This window comes from Bradyrhizobium sp. SUTN9-2, assembly GCF_003122645.1.
GTDB lineage: Bacteria > Pseudomonadota > Alphaproteobacteria > Rhizobiales > Xanthobacteraceae > Bradyrhizobium > Bradyrhizobium yuanmingense.
The window spans coordinates 1,570,188-1,589,037 of sequence record NZ_LAXE01000001.1; the positions used below are offsets into that span (position 1 = coordinate 1,570,188).

General features: G+C 64.8%; 14 protein-coding genes. 7 read left to right on the plus strand and 7 right to left on the minus strand.

Annotated features, from left to right (window positions below):
• Positions 1–2: 2 nt before the first annotated feature.
• The 3 genes from XF30_RS07410 to XF30_RS07420 all read left to right on the plus strand — a co-directional run bounded on the left by XF30_RS07410 (position 3) and on the right by XF30_RS07420 (position 2,503).
• Complete coding sequence (locus XF30_RS07410; RefSeq protein ID WP_036021052.1) at positions 3–695, plus strand: amino acid ABC transporter permease; 693 nt, start codon at positions 3–5, stop codon at positions 693–695.
• A 12-nt stretch (positions 696–707) separates the two neighbouring features.
• Positions 708–1,439, plus strand: coding sequence for an amino acid ABC transporter ATP-binding protein (locus XF30_RS07415; RefSeq protein WP_035997285.1), 732 nt, complete (start codon positions 708–710; stop codon positions 1,437–1,439).
• A gap of 203 nt (positions 1,440–1,642) precedes the next feature.
• Complete coding sequence (locus XF30_RS07420) at positions 1,643–2,503, plus strand: D-amino-acid transaminase (protein WP_109142318.1); 861 nt, start codon at positions 1,643–1,645, stop codon at positions 2,501–2,503.
• Between the two features lie 133 nt (positions 2,504–2,636).
• On the opposite strand, the gene XF30_RS07425 is transcribed toward XF30_RS07420, so the two are convergent.
• The 3 genes from XF30_RS07425 to XF30_RS07435 are packed head-to-tail and all read right to left on the minus strand — an operon-like array spanning position 2,637 to position 5,917.
• A complete protein-coding gene (locus tag XF30_RS07425; RefSeq protein ID WP_035997291.1) occupies positions 2,637–3,098 on the minus strand; it encodes a carboxymuconolactone decarboxylase family protein in 462 nt (153 codons plus the stop codon).
• A 25-nt stretch (positions 3,099–3,123) separates the two neighbouring features.
• The gene (locus XF30_RS07430; RefSeq protein ID WP_109142319.1) at positions 3,124–4,731 is read right to left on the minus strand and encodes an MDR family MFS transporter; all 1,608 of its coding nucleotides are present in this window, start codon (positions 4,729–4,731) and stop codon (positions 3,124–3,126) included.
• Between the two features lie 4 nt (positions 4,732–4,735).
• Complete coding sequence (locus XF30_RS07435) at positions 4,736–5,917, minus strand: HlyD family secretion protein (protein ID WP_109142320.1); 1,182 nt, start codon at positions 5,915–5,917, stop codon at positions 4,736–4,738.
• Between the two features lie 204 nt (positions 5,918–6,121).
• Here XF30_RS07435 and XF30_RS07440 point away from each other — a divergent pair, with 204 nt between their 5' ends.
• Positions 6,122–7,033 carry a LysR family transcriptional regulator gene (locus XF30_RS07440; protein ID WP_035997299.1) on the plus strand — a complete coding sequence of 304 codons (912 nt, stop codon included), beginning with the start codon at positions 6,122–6,124 and terminating at the stop codon, positions 7,031–7,033.
• On the opposite strand, the gene XF30_RS37990 is transcribed toward XF30_RS07440, so the two are convergent.
• Positions 7,017–7,220 (minus strand): hypothetical protein, encoded by a 204-nt coding sequence (locus XF30_RS37990; protein ID WP_158284333.1) that lies wholly within the window; start codon positions 7,218–7,220, stop codon positions 7,017–7,019. The genes XF30_RS07440 and XF30_RS37990 overlap by 17 nt on opposite strands.
• A 133-nt stretch (positions 7,221–7,353) precedes the next feature.
• Here XF30_RS37990 and XF30_RS07445 point away from each other — a divergent pair, with 133 nt between their 5' ends.
• Positions 7,354–8,373, plus strand: a complete 1,020-nt coding sequence (locus tag XF30_RS07445) for a DUF3616 domain-containing protein (RefSeq protein WP_158284334.1) — start codon at positions 7,354–7,356, stop codon at positions 8,371–8,373.
• Positions 8,374–8,452: 79 nt separating this feature from the next.
• On the opposite strand, the gene iaaH is transcribed toward XF30_RS07445, so the two are convergent.
• Complete coding sequence (gene iaaH / locus XF30_RS07450; RefSeq protein WP_109142322.1) at positions 8,453–9,874, minus strand: indoleacetamide hydrolase; 1,422 nt, start codon at positions 9,872–9,874, stop codon at positions 8,453–8,455.
• A 75-nt stretch (positions 9,875–9,949) separates the two neighbouring features.
• The gene (locus XF30_RS07455; RefSeq protein ID WP_109142323.1) at positions 9,950–13,399 is read right to left on the minus strand and encodes an indolepyruvate ferredoxin oxidoreductase family protein; all 3,450 of its coding nucleotides are present in this window, start codon (positions 13,397–13,399) and stop codon (positions 9,950–9,952) included.
• A gap of 152 nt (positions 13,400–13,551) precedes the next feature.
• Here XF30_RS07455 and XF30_RS07460 point away from each other — a divergent pair, with 152 nt between their 5' ends.
• The gene (locus tag XF30_RS07460; RefSeq protein WP_109145613.1) at positions 13,552–14,007 is read left to right on the plus strand and encodes an Lrp/AsnC family transcriptional regulator; all 456 of its coding nucleotides are present in this window, start codon (positions 13,552–13,554) and stop codon (positions 14,005–14,007) included.
• A gap of 245 nt (positions 14,008–14,252) precedes the next feature.
• Complete coding sequence (locus tag XF30_RS07465) at positions 14,253–18,359, plus strand: bifunctional diguanylate cyclase/phosphodiesterase (RefSeq protein ID WP_192893062.1); 4,107 nt, start codon at positions 14,253–14,255, stop codon at positions 18,357–18,359.
• Here XF30_RS07465 and XF30_RS07470 read toward each other — a convergent pair.
• Positions 18,333–18,674, minus strand: coding sequence for a hypothetical protein (locus XF30_RS07470; RefSeq protein ID WP_109142325.1), 342 nt, complete (start codon positions 18,672–18,674; stop codon positions 18,333–18,335). The two genes, XF30_RS07465 and XF30_RS07470, sit on opposite strands and share 27 nt — an antisense overlap.
• Positions 18,675–18,850: the final 176 nt, after the last annotated feature.

An 18,850-nucleotide genomic window follows, 5' to 3' on the forward strand; every position in this document is an offset into this window, starting at 1 on the left:
CGATGCTCGGCAATCTCGATTTCGACGTCATCCGCCGCGCGCTGCCGTATCTGTTCTACGAGGGCATGACGTTCACACTGACGCTGACCTTCCTCGCAGCTCTCGGCGGCCTCATCTTCGGTACGGCGCTCGCCCTGATGCGCCTGTCCGGATTCAAGATTCTGGGCCGCATCGCCGGCATCTATGTCGACTTCATGCGCTCGCTGCCGCTGGTGCTGGTGATCTTCTGGTTCTACTTCCTGGTGCCCTATATCGGGCAGTGGGTGACAGGCGCCTCGCGTCCGATCAGCGTCGGCGCGTTCACGTCCTCGCTCGTCACTTTCATCATGTTCGAGGCGGCATATTTCTCCGAGATCATGCGCGCCGGCATCCAGTCGATCTCGCGCGGCCAGCCGGCCGCGGCGAGTGCGCTGGGGCTGACCTACGCCCAGAGCATGCGCTACGTCGTGCTGCCGCAGGCCTTCCGCAACATGCTGCCGGTGCTGATAACGCAAACCATCGTGCTGTTCCAGGACACCTCGCTGGTCTACGTCCTGTCGATCACCGACTTCCTGGGCGCGGCGAGCAAGGTGGCGCAGCGTGACGGCCGCCTGGTCGAAATGTATCTGTTCGCCGCCGTGGTCTACTTCACCATCTCCTGTATCGCGTCCTACGGCGTCCGCCGCCTCCAGGCGCGCATCGCCATCATTCGCTAGGGCTCCCCGCTCATGATCGAAATCAGCCACGTCAACAAATGGTACAGCCCCACCTTCCAGGTGCTGACCGACTGCACCACCAATGTCACCAAGGGCGAGGTCGTCGTGGTCTGCGGCCCCTCCGGCTCGGGCAAGTCGACGCTGATCAAATGCGTCAATGCGCTGGAGCCGTTCCAGAGCGGCGACATCCTCGTTGACGGCACCAAGGTCAACGACCCCAAAACCGATCTGCCGAAGCTGCGCTCGCGCGTCGGCATGGTGTTCCAGCATTTCGAGCTGTTTCCGCACCTCAAGATCATCGACAATCTCTGCTTGGCGCAGGAGAAGGTGCTGGGCAGGGGGCATGACAAGGCGCAGGCCAAAGGCATGCAGCTGCTCGAGCGCGTCGGCTTGAAGGAGCAGGCGCAGAAATTCCCGGCGCAGCTCTCCGGCGGCCAGCAGCAGCGCGTCGCCATCGCTCGCGCGCTCGCGATGGATCCGATCGTGATGCTGTTCGACGAGCCGACCTCGGCGCTCGATCCGGAAATGGTCAGCGAGGTGCTCGACGTCATGGTCGATCTCGCCCGCGAGGGCATGACCATGATGGTCGTCACCCACGAGATGGGTTTTGCCCGCAAGGTCGCCAACCGCGTCATCTTCATGGACCGCGGCGAGATCGTCGAGGACGCAGCGAAGGACGATTTCTTCGGCAAGCCCCGCAGCGACCGCGCGCAGAAGTTCTTGTCGAAGATTCTTTCGCATTAATCACCGCCACCGTCATTCCGGGGCGCAACGCAGTCGCGAGCCCGGAATCCATAACCACCATCGGGGGTATGGATCCTCAGGTGCGCAATTGCGCACCATAGCTCGCGCTACGCGCGTCCCGGGATGACGAGGGTAGGGTTTATCCAGCCCGCCAAATCCCCTATACCGGTGGCCAAATCCCTTCCCTCCCCAGGAGATCTGCCTTGGACTCGATCGCCTACGTCAACGGCTCATTCGTCCCGCTCTCGGAAGCCAAGATCTCGGTGCTCGATCGCGGCTTCCTGTTCGCCGACGGCATCTACGAGGTCTCGGCCGTCCTCGATGGCAAGCTGGTCGACAATGCTTCGCATCTGGCGCGGCTGGAGCGGTCCGTCGGCGAGATCAAGTTGAAGCTGCCGGAGACCATCGAGCGCATCACCGAGCTGCAGAAGGAGCTGATCGCGCGCAACAAGCTCGTAAACGGCCTCGTCTATCTCCAGGTGACGCGCGGCGCCGACAAGGGGCGCGACTTCCCGTTTCCCAAGTCCGACGTCAGGTCGAGCCTGGTGATGTTCACGTCCGAGAAGGACATCATCAACGCCGCGGTGGCCAAGACCGGCATCAATGTCATCACGGTGCCCGACATCCGCTGGGAGCGCCGCGACATCAAAAGCGTGGCGCTGCTGGCGCAGGTGCTGGCAAAGCAGGCCGCGGCGGAAGCCGGCGCCGGCGAAGCCTGGATGCTGCAGGATGGCTATGTGACCGAAGGCGGCTCGTCCACGGCGTTCATCCTGACCAAGGACGACGTCATCGTCACCCGCCAGAACTCCAACGCGATCCTGCCCGGCTGCACCCGCAAGGCCGTGATCGCGCTTGCCGAGGAGCGCCAGCTCCGCGTCGAGGAGCGTTCCTTCACGGTCGCCGAAGCGCTCGCCGCCAATGAAGCCTTCATCACCAGCGCATCCTCCTTCGTGCAGCCGGTGGTCGCCATCGACGGCAAGACGATCGGCGACGGCAAGCCCGGCCCGATGGCGACGCGTCTGCGCGAGATCTACGTGGACTTCGCCAAGGCGACGGCGGTGTAAGCGGCATACGTCGCTGTCGTAGGGTGAGCAAAGGCGCGGTTGCGCCGTGCCCACGCCTTCTCACGTTTTTGCTGAAGAATGGTGGGCGCGCGTACGTTTTGCCCACCCTACGAGACTGTCCGTTGCCGTCGGTTTAAGCCACTGACGCCTTCACCTTCACCGGATGCACGGCGCGGAATGCGATCGCGATCCTGTTCCAGGCATTGATGGCACCGATCAGCATGGTCAGGTTCACCGTCTCCTCCTCGGAGAACTGCGCACGGACCTGTTCGTAAGTCTCGTCGGGCGCATGCGTCTCTGAGATCAGCGTCACCGCTTCGGTCCAGGCCAGCGCGGCGCGCTCGCGGTCGGAATAGAGCGGGGATTCGCGCCAGGCATTGAGCAGGTAGATGCGCTGCTCGGTCTCGCCGCGCTTGCGGGCGTCCTCGGTGTGCATGTTGATGCAGAAGGCGCAGCCATTGATCTGCGAGGCCCGGATCTTGACCAACTCGATCAGCGATTTCTCCAGGCCCGTCGACTGGATCTGCGCCTCCAGCGCCATCAGCGCTTTGATCGTATCGGGTGCGGCCTGATAGTAGTTCATGCGGGGCTTCATGGTCGTTCTCCTTTTCGTTGGTTGATCAGTGGGCTCCGCCGGCCGAGACCTGGCCAGGCCTCTTCAGAAAGAATACGGCGATGAGAGCGACGATCAGCGCCATGCCGAGCAGGTAGAACGTGTCGCTGAAGGCGAAGATGAAGGCCTGCTTCTGTACGGTATGGCCGATCGCGACATAGGCGCGATGCGCGGCGTCCGCACGGTCGATAACGCCGTGATTGACGAAATATTGCGTGAGCTGCTCGAGCCGCGTGCGCGTGGCCTCTTCGAACACAGAGACCGACTGCATCAGCACGTTGGAGTGATATTGCTCGCGCTTGGACAGCACGGTTTGCAGCAGCGCGATGCCGACGGCGCCGCCGAGATTGCGCATCATGTTGAACAGGCCGGAGGCCGAGCCCGCATTCTCCGCTTCGATGCCTGCGGTCGCGACCGCCGACAACGGCGCCATCACCAGCGCCTGGCCGATGGCGCGCACGATATTGGGCCACAGCAGCTGGTCGGCGGCATAGTCGTTGGTCATGTTGATGTTCATGAAGTTGGATGCTGCGAACAGAACGAAGCCGACGCCGATGATGATCCGCGCATCGAACTTCTGCATCAGGCGCGGCACCAGTGGGATCAGCACGAGTTGCGGCAGCCCGGTCCAGGCCAGCACCATGCCGATCTGCTCGGCATTGTAGCCCTGAATACGCGCCAGATATTGCGGCAGGATGAACACGGAGCCGTAGAGTGCAATGCCGAGCAGGAAGTTCGCGAGCATGCCGAAGCCGAAATTGCGACGCACGAGCAGACGCAGATTGAGCAGTGGCTTCTTCACCGTGAGCTCGATGATCAGGAATGCCGTCAGCGCAACAGCGGCGATGATCGAGAGCTTGACGATGAACGGCGAGCCGAACCAGTCGTCCTTGTTGCCTTCCTCCAGCACGGTCTGGAGCGCGGACAGGCCGATCGCCATGGTGATGATGCCGGCCCAGTCGCCCTCGCGAAGCAGCGCCAGCTTCATCGGCTTGGGCTCGAGCGCGTACCAGAGCATGCCGACCATGATCGCGCCGGGAACCAGGTTGACGTAGAAGATGTATTGCCAGCCGAAATTCTCGGTGAGATAGCCGCCGATGGTCGGGCCGATCGCCGGCGCGAAAGTCGCCGACAGCGCGAACAGCGCAAGGCCGACCGGCTGCTTGGCGCGCGGCAGCAGCATGATGATCAGCGTGAAGGCCATCGGGATCAGCACGCCGCCGGTGAAGCCCTGGATAGCGCGCAGCACGATCATCTGCGACAGATCCTGCGCCAGTGCGCAGGCCGCGGACAGAACCAGGAACAGGATCGCGTTGGTGAGCAGATAGATGCGGATCGAGAACACCTGCGCGAGCCAGCCCGACAGCGGGATGACCACGATCTCGGCGATCAAATAGGAGGTCGAGATCCAGCCGCCGTCGTCGATGCCGGCGCCGATCGCGCCCTGAATGTCCGCGAGCGAGGCGTTGACGATCTGGATGTTCAGCACCGCCATGAAGGCGCCGAGGGTGGCGCCGATCACCGCAATCCAGGTCTTTGTGGACACCGCCGTGGGCGCAGCAGCGGCGGGGAGATTGGCGGAGGTAGCGTTGAGGGCCGGTTGGAGCGTGCCCATGGCTTCAACCCCCATTCGCGCGGGACGTATTGTCGGCAAGGCGCTTGGCCGTCTCGCGCTCGGCCAGCACCGCCTGTTTGGTGTCGACGGTCGGCACCGCGGACATGCCGGGCCGCAGCAAGCCGGTGAGGCTGTGGTCGTCGAGGACGATCTTCACCGGAACGCGCTGCACGATCTTGGTGAAATTGCCGGTGGCGTTGTCGGGCGGCAGCAGCGCGAATTCGAGCCCGCTCGCCGGCGACAGGCTGTCGACATGGCCGCGCAGGCTGATGTTGCGGAAGCTGTCGACGTGCAGCTCGACCGGCTGGCCCGGCCGCACATTGGTGAGCTGGGTCTCCTTGAAATTGGCGACGACGTAGACGGCGTCGAGCGGCACCACCGCCATCAATTGCGTGCCGGCCTGCACGTATTGGCCGACACGCAAGCTGCGGGCGCCGACCGTGCCGTCCACCGGCGCGGTGATCTCGGTATAGGACAGGTTCAGCGCCGCCTGCTGCGCGACCGCGCGGGCGCGTTCGAGCTGGGCGGTGGCCTGGGCGCGCTGGGTGGTGAGCACGTCGACCTTGCGCTGCGCGGCGACGAGGCCGGACTTGGCATGCTGCAATTGCGCGCTGCTGGCGCGCAGCGCCGCGTCGGTCTGCTGCGCGCGCTGGATCGTGCCGGAGCCCGACTTCATGAGGTCGTCGTAGCGGGCGCGCTCCTCCTGCGCGAATTTCAGATTGGCTTCTGCAGCGGCGACGTCGGCGGTGCTCTGTTCAATGATCGGCTGCTGCAGTTCGAGCTGGGCGTCGATGTTGCGGACCGAGGCTTCGCCGGCAGCGACGTCGGCTTTCGCCTGGTCGAGCGCCGCCTTGAAATCGCGGTCGTCGATCTTGGCCAGCAGCTGGCCCGCCCGAACCTTCTCATTGTCGCCGACCAGCACCTTGGCGATGTAGCCGGAGACTTTCGGCGCGACGATCGTGGAGTCCGCCTTCACATAGGCGTCGTCGGTGGATTCGAGGTAGCGGCCGTTGGTCCAGTAATCGTGTCCGTAGTAGGCCATGGTTGCAGTGCCTGCGAGCAGCGCGAGCACCAAGGCCGCGCGCCGGACCCTGTTCCGGGCCGGCATAGCGGGCGGCGCCTTGGCGTAATCGCGCGTGATTTCAGTGGCTTGCTGGAAGGTCTCGGTGCGGGGCATTTCGGACATTGCAGTCTCCTGTCGGCTCGCTGAGACTATCGGTCTTGCTGGCCCGGATGATAATTGGCTAGATTCTGGAAGGATTATCCATTCAAGGTGGATAATCTGAGCGGTCACCCTGGTTCGTGATGTCTACCGGGTCAGGCGAGCGGCTACGCAAGCGCGATTGCCGCGCGATTGCTGCTGAGGCGCACATCCCAGTCAAGGAAAGCCATGGATCGATTGACCAGCCTCGAAGTGTTCAGCCGGGTGGTCGAGACCGGCGGCTTCTCCGCAGCAGCCCGCAAGCTCAACATGTCGACCACCATGGTGAGCAATCACGTGCAGGCATTGGAAGACCGGCTCGGGGTGCGGCTGCTTCACCGCACCACGCGCAAGGTCAATCTGACCGAGATCGGGAAGGCCTATTACGACCGCTGCGTCCAGATTCTCGCCGATATCGAACAGGCCGACGACATCGCGAGCGAATTGCAGTCGGTGCCGCGCGGCACGCTGCGCATTCACGTCGCCACGCACATGGTGCCGTTCGTCGCGCCCATTGCGGCCAAACTGCTGTCGACCTATCCGGAGCTCAAGATCGATCTGCGCATGGGCGAGGCCGAGGTCGACCTCATCGAAGAAGGCTATGACGTTGCCCTGCGCATGACACAGCCACCGGATTCAAGCCTGATCGTGCGCAGCCTTGCCACCTGGCGCCACGTGCTGTGCTGCTCCCACGATTACATCGAGAAGCACGGCCGGGTGCAGAAGCTCGACGAGCTCACCGGGCACAATTGTGGTCGGCACTTGAACTATCCGTTCGGCGACGAATGGCGCTTCCTCGATCGCAAGGGCACGCCGGCCTCGGTGCGCGTCTCCGGCAGCTTCGTCACCAATAGCGGAGAAGCGCTGCGCGAGGTCGCGCTGGAGGGCGCCGCAATCTGCCTGATGGCGGGGTTCCTCATTCAGGATGATCTCGAAGCTGGCCGCCTCGTGCGCCTGTTGCCGGAATATCGGACGGTCGAGCTCTCCATGAACGCGGTCTATCCGCATCGTCATCATCTGTCGGCGAAAGTGAGGACCTTCATCGACCTGCTCGTGCACCACAGCGCCGAGCAGCAGAAGCTGATCAACCCGTATTCATGAGACCTTTCACCGCCGGCTCCACGTGCGGCAGAAAGCGTGTTGACAACGCCGAGTTGCCTGCAACAATACAACCTGAGATATGAATGATGTATTTGGGACCGAGGCATTCGGTTCGATCCTTTTTTGATACGACGTTTCGTCCAGGCCAGCTTTCTAGCTTCTCCTCTTCCATCTGTTGCTCTTCCATGTTTGACCGATCGACCGGGGGCAAGCCGGTCAACGTTCGCTTGCGTGAGAGCTTCGCAAGGGATTGGCGGCATCATCCTGTGATGGAGCTGGATGGCTTGGTCTGGCCCGACTGCGGCTCTAGGGAGGCTTCGATGACCATTGCCAGAACAGGATGGATTGCGACTTTGCTGCTCGGCCTCGTGATGGCGGGTGGCGTGCAGCCTTCTCCTGCTGCGGCCGACGATGTGTGGCCGGTCAAGAACAAGCTGATCGGCAAGGACGGAGGCAAGTCGAAGGATGTCAGCGGCATCGCCTGCACGACCGCTGATGGGTTTCCCCGTTCGTGCCTCGTTATCGACGACAATCTCCAGGGCGCTCAATTCATCGAATTGACCGACGGCAAGCTCGTCGCCGGCAGCCCCGTGAAGTTGATCGACAACACGTTCAATGGCAAGGCGCTCGAACTTGATGGCGAGGGCGTCGCCTTCTCCAAAGGGCAGTATTACGTCATCGGCTCGCATGGCCATCCGCGGGACAAGGACCACAAGCTCGACCCCAAGAAAGATGCCGATAAGATTCGGGCGAGGATTGCCGCAAGCAGCCAGATCGTTCGGTTCCGCACGACGGGGGCAGATGGCAATGCGTCGGGCATCGAGCGTACAGGGCAATTGCGAGAGGTCATCGCGGCCGAACCTGCGCTTCTCGAGTTCATGGATATCAGGCTGGAGAAGAACGGCTTGACCATCGAGGGCCTGGCGATCAAGGACGATCGGACGTTGCTCGCGGGATTCCGGGGCCCCGTCTTGAACGACAATCGCGCCGTCGTCCTCTCGGTAGAGATAGACGCGCTGTTCGGTGATCGAAAAAGCACGACTCACCGGCTGTTCCGACTTCCGCTCGGTGACAACAGGGGTGTACGCGATCTCGCCGCGTTCGGCGATCGCACCCTCATCCTGGCCGGTCCTGTTGCGGACGGGCCGGGAGCCTACGCAATATATTCTTGGGACGGAGCGTCCGAGACCGTACGGCTATTGAAGGAACTCCCGTTCGATCCAAAGCGAAAGCCGGAGGGACTGCTGCCGTTGGGCGCGACTTCCGCCGGACTGCGGGTCCTGATCGTATTCGACAGCGATAAGGAAGGTACGCCCACCCCCATCGAAATACCACGATGAACGGGATCGGACCTCCCCGCCTTGTCCAGCCGGCCGAACGAACGAGGCGCCACCTTCCAGCATTTCCGGAGGGAGTCCGTCAGCGAGCCGGTGGCGGCAAGCGCCCGAACGCAGCCTCGAGCGCCATGCCGATCGCGAGCAGGCGGGGATCGCTGCCGGCGGGGCCATCGAGCTCAAGCCCGATCGGCAATCTGCTGCTGGCGCCGAGCGCGATCGGGATCTGGATGCCGGGAATCCCGGCATTGCTGCCTGGGTCCGTGTTCTGAATGAACAGGCCGAAATTCTCGAGGCTGCTGGACTCCGGATTGGAGGGAATGGCGACGCGCGGCGTGGTCGGGAAGGCGATCGCATTGAGCCGGTTGTCGGCAAAGCTCCTGGCGTACAGCGCCTGCAGCGCGGGGCGCGCAATCGCGATCGCGGCGTCGTAGATCGGCTTGGCGTCGACCAGGGTGCCGTCGGGACCAGGCAGCTTGCGCGGGATCACCAAGCCGTCATAGGTGCCCTTCACATCGGCGCTGGCGATCTGCTCCGCCAGTGCCGCGATGGAGAGGCCGGTGCCGGTGTGCCTGAGATAGGCGACCAGATCGTCATAGGCCTCGTACAGCGCGACGGGAAAGCTGACCTGGGCGTCGAGCTCTGCCAGTTGCGGCATCTCGATCCCGACGACCGTGACGCCTTGCACCTTCATTTTCGCGACGGCTTCCTGGAACGCGGCCTCGGTGTCGGCATCGAGATTGGCCAGCATCGATCTCGCGAGGCCGACGCGGACCTGCGTCAGATCCGCCGGCGCAAGCGCATCGCCACCGGCGATGACGCGGTCGAGCAGCGCGACATCCGCTATGGTCGCAGCCATCGGGCCTGCGGTATCGCGGGTGTGCGAGATCGGTGCGATGCCGTCTTGCGGGTAGCGGCCGACCGTCGGGCGCAGCGAGGCGCATCCGTTCAGGGCGGCAGGCACCCGCACCGATCCGCCGGTGTCCGTGCCGAGCCCGCCGGCGACGATCCGTGCGCCGATCGCCGCGCCCGTGCCTGACGAGGAGCCGCCGGCGATCAAAGTGCGATCATAGGCGTTGCGCACGCCGTACTCGGCGCCGGTCTTGAACGCGGTGTTGTAGCCGGAGATGCCGAAGGCGAGCTCGTGCATGCTGGTCTTGCCGATGATGACCGCCCCGGCATCGCGCAGCTTTGTCACGACAGGCGCGTCGGCCTTCGGAATGTAATCCTTCAGCGCCGGTGTGCCGGCACTACAGGGCAGTCCCGCGACCTCGATATTGTCCTTGATCACGATGGGTACGCCGCCGAGCGGCTTTGTCTTGTCGCCTGCCGCGTCGAACGCGGCCGCGGCCTTCAAGGCGCCGGCTTCGTCCAGGGTGACAAAGACATTGAGTTCGGCGTTGGCCTTGGCGCGGGCCAGGGCTTCCCGGGTGAGTGCGGTGCTCGTGAATGTCCCGGCGGCGAGGCCGGCCGCGGCCTCGGTCAGTGTCAACTGGTCGAAATCCATGATGCATCACCCGATCGCAGGAGGCCATCAGAGCGTCCCTTAAGGAGCAGAGGCTGAAGCGTCCGCGGCGCCGCGTCAACCGGTGGCGTGCATCCTTGCCGGCGATGGCGTGTCCAGTTCGGCGAGCAGCCGCTCGACGTCGGCCTTCACCTTCAAAATCGCGATGTCCTTCACCGGGCCATAGCCGCGGATATCCATCGGGCCTTTGGCGATCGCCACGAGATTTGGCAGATGCGCCGCATCGAGCTCGCCCAGCATCCGCTCGACCAGGCCTTCATACCAGGCGATCAGTTCACGCTCGGCGCGCCGTTCCGCGGTGTAGCCGAACGGATCGAACGGCGTTCCACGCAGTGCTTTCAAGCGCGCGAGCATGGCCAGAGGCACCTGAATCCACTGGCCGAAGGCGCGTTTGCGCGGACGTCCCCGTGCATCGCGCCGCGACTTCAGGAACGGCGGGGCGAGGTGGTATTGGATGCTGAAGCCGTCCTCGAATTCACGCTTCAACTCGTCGAGAAAGCCGCTTCGCATGTGGAGCCGCGCCACCTCGTACTCGTCCTTGTAGGCCATCAGCTTGAACAGGCCGCGAGCGACCGCCTCGGTCAGCGCCTCGCTGTTCAGCTTGGCCTCGGCATTGCGGACCTTTCCGACCATCGCCCGGTAGCGCGCCGCGTAGGCGTCGTTCTGATAGGCCGTGAGGAACTCGGCGCGCCGGGCAATGATCTGGTCGAGCGTCTCGGCTTCAGGTGCCTTGTCCGAGTTCGGCAGAAAATCCGGATCGGCAGCGGCGATCCGGCCCCAGGCAAAGGCCTGCTTGTTGCGTTCGACCGCGACGCCGTTGAGCTCGATCGCGCGGAGCAGCGCCTGCAGCGAAACAGGGACGAGACCGCGCTGCCAGGCAAAGCCGAGCATGATGATGTTGGCGTAGACGGCATCGCCGAGCAGGCGTTCGGCCAGCGCATTGGCATTGAACGTGTCGAGATTGTGCTCGCCGATGACCTGACCGATTGCGCGCAGGCGGCTTGGCGCAGCGAGATCGGCGTCGCGGAAGCGGACCACGTCGCCGGTCGGCATTTCCGCGGTGTTGACGGCGGCACGGGTGCCGCGGCGATATGTGCCTGAGGCTTTGGGCGAGGAGCTGACGACGAGGTCGCAGCCGATCAGCGCATCGGCCGCGCCCTGGTCGATGCGGACCTGGTGCAGCGCCTCAGGGCTCGCGGCCAGGCGAATGTAGCTCAGCACAGGCCCGAATTTCTGCGCAAAGCCCGTGAAGTCGAGCACCGAAACGCCGCGGCGTTCCAGATGCGCGGCCATGCCGATCAGCGCGCCGACGGTGATCACGCCGGTGCCGCCGACGCCGGTCACCAAGAGATCGTAGGGCCGCTCGAGCGTTGCGGGCGCGGGCAGGGGTAGCGTGGCGGCGCGGCCGGCCGCATCGATCCGGCTCGCGCTCTTCTTCCGCCGCGTCGCGCCTTCGACCGTGACAAAGCTCGGACAGAAGCCGTTGAGGCAGGAGAAATCCTTGTTGCAGGCCGACAGATTGATCTGCCGCTTGCGGCCGAACGGCGTCTCCTTCGGCTCGACGCTGAGGCAGTTGGATTCCACCGAGCAGTCGCCGCAGCCTTCGCAGACGAGGTCGTTGATGTAGGCGAACCGCTTGGGATCGGCGATCTGCCCGCGCTTGCGCCGGCGCCGCTTCTCGGTGGCGCAGGTCTGCTGGTAGATCAGGACCGAGACGCCGGCAAGCTCGCGCAACTCGCGCTGCACGGCATCCATCTCCTCACGCGGATGGATGGTCACGCCGGATGGCAGGTCGGCCGGCCTGAATTGCGCGGGATCGTCCGACACCAGGGCGATGCGCTCGACACCCTCGGCGCGGACGCTGTGGGCGATGGCATGGACGCTGACGGGCCCGTCGACCGGCTGGCCGCCGGTCATGGCGACCGCGTCGTTGAACAGGACCTTATAGGTGATGTTGGCCTTGGCCGCGATCGCCTGCCGGATCGCCATCGAGCCGGAGTGATAATAGGTGCCTTCGCCGAGATTCTGGAACACGTGCTTGCGGCCGGTAAATCGCGATGAAGCAGCCCAGTTCACGCCCTCGCCGCCCATCTGGATCAGCGAGGAGGTCTCGCGGTCCATCCAGCTCGCCATGAAGTGACAGCCGATGCCGGCGAGCGCCTTCGATCCTTCCGGCACTTTGGTCGAGGTGTTGTGCGGACATCCCGAGCAGAAATAGGGCGTGCGCGTCGCGCCGCTGACATTGATCGTTCGCGCGGCTTCCGGCATCAAGGCGGCCGCGCGCGCGGCGAGATTGAGACCCGGAAACATCGGATCGAGCCGGCGCGCGAGCACGTTCGCGAGCGCGCGAGGCGACAATTCGCCGATCCAGGAGATCAGCCGTACGCCGGTTTCGTCGTGCTTGCCGACCATGCGCTCGGGCTTGCTGCCGGGATAGTCGTAAAAATACTCCTTGAACTGGCTCTCGATGATGCCGCGCTTCTCCTCGACCACCAGGATCTCGCGCTTGCCTCTCACGAACTCCATCGCGTCGTGCAGCGCCAGCGGCCAGACCATGCCGACCTTGTAGACGTCGATGCCGATGCGGCGACAGGCCGCTTCATCGAGGCCCATCAGCCGCAGCGCTTCCATCAGGTCGAGATGCGCCTTGCCGGTGGTGACGATGCCGTAGGTGGCGCTGGGGATATCGTAGATGTGCCGGTCGATCGGGTTGGCCTTGGCAAAGGCGTAGACCGCGTGCTTCTTCGCTTCCAGCCGTTCCTCGATCTGCGGGCCCGGCAAATCGGGCCAGCGATAGTGCAGGCCGCCCGGCGGCGGCGTGAAGTCTGGCGTGCGGAAGACGCGCGGCGGGCGTAGCGCGATGGATGCGCCTGATTCCACGATCTCGGAGATCGCCTTGAAGCCGACCCACATGCCGGAGAAGCGGCTCAGCGCGTAGCCATATTCGCCGAACGCCAGATATTCGCCGACGTCCGAGGGGTGCAGCGTCGGCATGAACCAGCTCATGAAGGCGACGTCGGACTGGTGCGGCATCGAGGAGGAGACGCAGCCATGGTCGTCGCCGGCGACCACCAGCACGCCGCCATGCGGCGAGGAGCCATAGGCATTGCCGTGCTTGAGCGCATCGCCGGACCGATCGACGCCCGGGCCCTTGCCGTACCAGAGCCCGAACACGCCATCGACCTCGCGGTCGCCTTGCGTCTCGACCTGTTGCGAGCCGAGTACAGCTGTCGCCGCGAGGTCCTCGTTCACGGCGGGAAGGAATTCGATGTGATCCCGCTTGAGCCGCTGCTGGATGCGCCAGAGCTCGAGATCGATGCCACCGAGCGGCGAGCCGCGATAGCCGGAGATGAAGCCGGCGGTGTTGAGCCCGGCCGCACGGTCTCGTCGCGCCTGGTCGAACGCGATGCGGACGATGGCCTGCGTGCCCGTGAGGAAGACGCGGCCCTCCTCGCGCTCATAGCGATCGGAGAGCTCGTACGTGTCGATTGACGGAATGGCGTCCATGGCGGACCTCGCGCGGCATCCTGCCCAGTGCTGGAAGGTTATGCCCGGGCCGCTGGTAGGTCTTACCTATTCATCCCTTCTGTTATGGAAATCCGGTAGAATTTTGCATGCAGGCGCCCAATCTGGTAGACCTGCTCGAATTGGAGCCTCCCATGATCGAAGAGCAGGACACCCGCATTCTCGCCCATCTCCAGCGAGATGGCCGCGCCACCAACCAGCAACTCGCCGACGGGGTCGGCATGTCCACCTCGGCCTGCTGGCGGCGGGTGCGGGCGCTGGAGGAGAGCGGCGTCATCCAGGGCTATGCGGCGCTGGTCGCGCGCGAACGGGCAGGCTTTGCGATGTCCGCCATCCTCCACGTCTCGCTGGAGCGGCACGATGCGAAGTTCGTCGATGAATTCGTGGCGAGGGTCACGAAGCGCCGCGAGGTGCTGGAGTGTTTTGCGACCACCGGGGACGCCGATTATCATTTGCGCGTCGTCGTGCAGGACATTGCGGCCTACAACCGCTTCCTCGACGAGTTCATGTTCCGCATCCCCGGCATCCGTTACGTCCGCAGCAACGTGGTGCTGAAGGAGATCAAGACCAGCGTGGCGCTGCCGTTTTGAAGGAGGTGCTACGGCACCGCGATATCTACCTCCCGTAAACCAACACAGGCTGCAAACTGGTAGACGGAACATGCCATTCGTCGGCGGTTCGGCGTCGCAGCGGTATTCCGGTCAGTTTTGTCGCGCTCGTTCGCAGCTCGTTCACTTTGATCGACGGTTTGCGCCGCGCAATAACGACCACTTAGGCGATCGCCGCGCATAAAGGCCCCGGGATAAATAGGCAGAAATGCCCGGGAGCTGAGATCGTGCCGACGACACTCGCGCGCACCTTTGCGGCGTTGAGCGCCATCAATGAAGCGATCCTGTACGCGAGATCGCCGGAGGAGCTGTACCAGAAGGTCTGCGACGCCGGGTTTTCGAGCGGGGATTTTCTGGCCGTTGCCGTTTTCCTGGTCGAGCCGGACGGCCGAAGGCTGCGCTACGCGGCCGGTTGTGGCGATGACGTTGCGCGGCTCCGCTCGATCGTGATCACGACGGAAGCCGGCACGCCAGAAGGAGCCGGCGTCGGCGGCGAGGCGTTTCGCGATCAGAAGCTGTGCGTCAGCAACGACTATCTGAACGATCCGCGCTCGCTGGCGTGGCGCGAAGGCGCCGCCAAGGCGCATATCGGTGCGGCCGCGGCGCTGCCGCTGCTCTGCAATGGCCAGAGCGTCGGCGTATTGTATGTGACGCGGAGCGAGGCCAACTCGCTGAACGAGCAGATGGTGTCACTGTTCGAGCGCATGTCGGCGAACATTTCCTACGCGCTGGACAATTTCGCCCGTGAGACCGCGCGGCAGACCAGCGAGCGGGCGACGCGGCGGCTCAACCGCATGTTCGGCGCCATCAGCGCCACCAACGAAGCCATCCTGCGCGCCAAGACCGAGCGGGAGCTATACCAGCTCGTGTGCGACGCTTCGGTCCACAGCGGCAAGTCGCTGGCGACCATCGTGCTGCTTCGCGAGCCGGACTCGCACTGGATGAAGCCTGTCGCCGCCACCGGGCAGAACCTCGATCTCGTCACCCAGGCACGCTATTCGGTCGATCCGGACAATCCTTACGGCAAGGGTATCTCGGGCGAGGTGTTCCGGACGCAGAAAGCCATTGTCGAGGACGATCTCGCCAGCCGCACCAGGGGCACGCCGTGGGAGCAGGCCAACGTCAACACCGGCGTCGCCGCCTGCGTGGTCGCGCCGTTGATCAGGCACGGCGAGAGCGTCGGCGTGCTGCTGTTCTTCATCAGCCGGTCCTGGGCCAAAGACGAGGAGATCGTCGCGCTGCTGCTGCGCATGGCCGAGAACGTCTCCTTCGCGATCGAGAATTTCGGCCGCGAGGCCGAGAAAGCCCGGATCTCCGCCGAAGAAGAGTGCCTGGCGCGCATGTATGCAGCGCTCAGCGCCACCAACGAGGCGATCCTGCGGGCACGGTCGCGGGCTGAGCTGTTCGACCTCGTCTGCGAGGCGACCGCAACGGGAGCAAAGTTCACCTCAGCCACCGTCGCGCTGGTCGACGATCGGACCGGGCTGCTGCGCGTCGTCGCCTGCTACGGCCCGAATGCGGATCAGGTTCGCAACTTCACGTTCTCCACCTCCGACCAGGTGCCCGAAGGGCGCGGCTTGACCGGCACCGCGTTTCGCACGCGCCAGCCCGCCGTCAGCAACGACGTGCTCGCCGACGACCGCATTGCGCCCTGGCAGGCCAGCGCCCGCCGCACCGGCATCGCATCCTCCGCGGCCTTGCCGCTGTTCAACGGCGACCGGGTCGAGGGCGTCTTTCTGTTCAACTCCCCGGAGCGCGGCACCTTCACGCCGGAGCTCGTCGAGCTGCTGCGCAAGCTTCAGGCCAACGTCGCCTTCGCGCTCGAAAGCTTCGACCGTGCCGATGAGAAGGCGCGGGCGGACAAGCAGCGCAATCGTCTGAGCGGAATGTTCGAGGCGCTGAGCGCGACCAACGAAGCCATCATGCGCGCCAAGACGCGCGAGGAGTTGTTCGACGCGGCCTGCCAGGCGGCCGTGCTCGGCGACCTGTTCGCCTCGGCGACGATCGGCATCATCGACGAAGCACGCGAACTCGTCCGCGTCGTTGCCGTCAAGGGACGCTTGCAGGAGCGCATGAGCGGGCGTACCTGCATCATTTCCGCCGACCATCCCGAGGGCCAGGGCATCATCGGCACCTCGCTGCGGACGTGCCGGCCCAGTGTGATGAACGATTATCTGAACGAGCCGCGCTCCGCATATTGGCGCGCGCAGGCCATCGAGGATGGAACGCGGGCTGCGGCGAGCTTCCCGCTTCTGAGAGCGGGACGGGAACCGGTCGGCATTCTGCTTTTCCTCGCACCGGAAGAGAATACGTTCACGCCCGATCTGGTCGAGCTGCTCGGGCGGCTCGCGGAGAACGTCTCCTTCGCACTCGACAATTTCGAGCGCGCCGAGGAGAAGGCCCGCACCGAAGCGCAGAAGGAGCGCCTGACGCGCATGTTCGCGGCGCTGAGCGCGACCAACGAGGCGATCATGCGCGCGAAGTCGCGGGCCGAGCTGTTCGACCTCGTCTGCCTTGCGGCGTCGAACGGCGCCAAGTTCACTTCGACCACGATTGCCCTGGCCAGACCCGGCACGGACCAGCTCGAGATCGTCGCCGCCGCAGGTCCCTCCGCCGGCACCACGCGCAATGTCCGTCTTTCCGTCGATCCCGAACGGCCGGAAGGGCGCGGCATGAGCGGCACGGCGTTCCGCACGCGCCAGCCCTGCATCAGCAACGATTATCTCAACGACGACCGCGTCCGTGTCTTCCACCCCATCGTGCGCGCGGACGGCGCGCGGTCGGGCGCCGCGTTTCCGCTCATCGTGCACGACCAGGCGGTCGGCGTCATGATCTACATGTCGACCGAACCGGCGACCTTCACGCCCGAATTCGTCGAGCTGTTGCAGCGCCTCGCCGACAACGTCTCCTTCGCGATGGAGAACTTCGATCGCGCCGACGAGAAGAACAAGGCTGACGAGCGCATCGAATACCTCGCCTCGCACGACAGCCTGACCGATCTGCCGAACCGCGAGACCTTCAACGCCCTGCTGCGCGAGGCGATCGATGCGGCGCAACGCCACGATCACCGCTTTGCGGTGCTGTTCATCGACCTTGACCGCTTCAAGGTCATCAACGATTCGCTGGGTCACGAGGCGGGCGACCTGCTCCTGCTCGAGGTGGCGAACCGTCTGCGCGGCGCCCTGCGGGCGAGCGACGTGGTCGCGCGGCTCGGCGGCGACGAGTTCGTGGTGATCCTCGACCAGTGCGGCGAGATCGAGGACGTCCAGCGCATCGCCACCGGGCTGCTCGCCGCGCTCGCCGAGCCCATGCAGCTGGCCGGCCACGAGTGCCATTCCACCGCCTCGATCGGCATCGCGATGTATCCAGCCAACGGCTCCGACGCGCAGACGCTGACCAAGAACGCCGACATGGCGATGTACCTCGCCAAGGAGGACGGCAAGAACGGCTATCGCTTCTTCTCCAACGAGGTGAAGACGCAGTCGATCGAGCGGCTGTCGCTGGAGAGCGCGCTGCGCCGCGCGCTGGAGCGCGAGCAGTTCTCGCTCAACTACCAGCCCAAGGTGGACATGGCGACGGGTCAGATCACGGGCGTCGAGGCGCTACTGCGCTGGGCGCATCCTGATCTCGGCAACGTCTCGCCGGCACAGTTCATTCCGCTTGCGGAGGAAACCGGGCTGATCGTGCCGATCGGCCGCTGGGTGCTGAAAGAGGCCTGCGCGCAGGCCATGGCCTGGCAGCGCCGCGGCCTGCTGCCGCTGTCGATGGCGGTCAACCTGTCGCCGCGGCAGTTTGCCGACGAGCATCTGTTGCAGGACGTCGACGAGGCGCTGGCGGCCTCCGGCATGTCGCCGGTGCTGCTCCAGCTCGAGGTCACCGAGAGCATGATGATGCGCAATGTCGGCCGCGCGCTCAAGGTGCTCGACTCCATCCAGAGCCGCGGCATCCGTCTCGCCATCGACGATTTCGGCACCGGCTATTCGTCGATGTCGCTGATGAAGCACTTCCCGATCGACACGATCAAGATCGACCGCTCCTTCGTGCGCGACCTGCCGCAGGATTCGGAGGATCAGGCCATCGCGCAGGCGATCATCAGCATGGGCAAGGCCCTCGGCATGACCGTCGTCGCCGAAGGCGTCGAGAACGCCGAGCAGGAGGCATTCCTGCGCGCCCATGGCTGCGACGAGATGCAGGGCTTCCTGATCTCCAAGCCGCTGCCGGCGCGGCAGATGGGCGAGCTGCTGCGGCCCATGGCGCTGCCCGTCGCGCCGCCGCTCCAGCCGGAAGCGGCCGACGAAGACGCAGCCTCAGGGCTGAAACGCGCTGTCGTCTGACGGCTGCGGGTGCAGCTCGCGCACCTCGTGCTCTTCCCCCTCGGCCTTGCTCGGAAAGTCCTGGGGACCGGTCAGTGACGTCTGCTCGGTGAACAGCGCGAGAATGGCGCGCGCGCCCTCGGCGAAGCTCGTCCCTTCGCTCACGTTCAACGCGCAGGAGCTTGTTGCGCTCATCGGCTCCTGGTCGTCGACCACGGCCATCGCGGGCCCCCACCACCAGGCGGGCGCGGGCGAACGCTCGTTCTCCGGCACCACATGCCAGCGGACGAACTCCTCCATCACGCGCTCGAATTCCAGGCGGGCAGCCTGATGCATGTGGTCGATGCTCCCGGAATCGCGTCCGACGACGGGTCGACACGCTGACTAGATCGTCACGTCGCTCGGAAAAATCGGCTCGTGCAAGCGAACCGAACCATGAAAGGCCGACATGGCCGTCGGCAATGCGGATCGCGCGGCTGTCGGCAATGTGCCGGCGCAGCCGCGACAAGTCG

Coding starts and splice junctions, on each gene's coding strand:
- iaaH (WP_109142322.1), bottom strand. CDS start 9,874: ATGGATTTCGACCAGTTGACACTGACCGAGGCCGCGGCCGGCCTCGCC.
- XF30_RS07470 (WP_109142325.1), bottom strand. CDS start 18,674: ATGCATCAGGCTGCCCGCCTGGAATTCGAGCGCGTGATGGAGGAGTTC.
- XF30_RS07415 (WP_035997285.1), top strand. CDS start 708: ATGATCGAAATCAGCCACGTCAACAAATGGTACAGCCCCACCTTCCAG.
- XF30_RS07425 (WP_035997291.1), bottom strand. CDS start 3,098: ATGAAGCCCCGCATGAACTACTATCAGGCCGCACCCGATACGATCAAA.
- XF30_RS07440 (WP_035997299.1), top strand. CDS start 6,122: ATGGATCGATTGACCAGCCTCGAAGTGTTCAGCCGGGTGGTCGAGACC.
- XF30_RS07455 (WP_109142323.1), bottom strand. CDS start 13,399: ATGGACGCCATTCCGTCAATCGACACGTACGAGCTCTCCGATCGCTAT.
- XF30_RS07410 (WP_036021052.1), top strand. CDS start 3: ATGCTCGGCAATCTCGATTTCGACGTCATCCGCCGCGCGCTGCCGTAT.
- XF30_RS37990 (WP_158284333.1), bottom strand. CDS start 7,220: ATGGAAGAGCAACAGATGGAAGAGGAGAAGCTAGAAAGCTGGCCTGGA.
- XF30_RS07460 (WP_109145613.1), top strand. CDS start 13,552: ATGATCGAAGAGCAGGACACCCGCATTCTCGCCCATCTCCAGCGAGAT.
- XF30_RS07430 (WP_109142319.1), bottom strand. CDS start 4,731: ATGGGCACGCTCCAACCGGCCCTCAACGCTACCTCCGCCAATCTCCCC.
- XF30_RS07435 (WP_109142320.1), bottom strand. CDS start 5,917: ATGTCCGAAATGCCCCGCACCGAGACCTTCCAGCAAGCCACTGAAATC.
- XF30_RS07445 (WP_158284334.1), top strand. CDS start 7,354: ATGACCATTGCCAGAACAGGATGGATTGCGACTTTGCTGCTCGGCCTC.